At 47.4% G+C, this 525-nt stretch carries 1 protein-coding gene; it reads left to right on the forward strand.

All coding sequences use genetic code 11. The annotated features are described in order from the left end of the window. The coding region (locus tag R7E78_RS30325; RefSeq protein WP_318059171.1) for an alpha-amylase family glycosyl hydrolase at positions 1-525 on the forward strand (525 nt) is incomplete at both ends.

A 525-nucleotide genomic window follows, 5' to 3' on the forward strand; every position in this document is an offset into this window, starting at 1 on the left:
TGTGAAGTCTACCAAGGCGGTGAAGTGACGATCGCTGTGGGGGATAGCTTTCCTGAAGGCACCAAGTTACGCGATGCTTATTCAGGTCAAATGGTTGAAGTGAAAGAGCAGAAAGTATCACTGACGCCAAGTAAAGACTCAGGCGGCCTAGTGCTGCTAGAGCCTGTGCAGAAAACCAAAGAAGCGGTGCCATTTGATTACCGAAACGCGAACATTTACTTCGTGATGGTTGACCGTTTCAACAACGCAGACGCAAGTAACGACAACAGTTATGGTCGTAAAAAAGACGGCAAAGATGAAGTTGGCACGTTCCACGGCGGTGACCTTAAAGGTGTAATTGAGAAACTGGATTACATCAAGAGCCTAGGTACAGACGCGATTTGGTTGTCGCCAATCGTTGAACAAGTGCACGGCTTTGTCGGTGGTGGCGATAGTGGCTCATTCCCGTTTTATGCTTACCATGGCTACTGGACGCGCGATTTCACCAAGATTGATGAGAACTTCGGTAACGAAGAAGATTTAAAA

This window comes from Vibrio sp. YT-19(2023) (assembly GCF_033337395.1).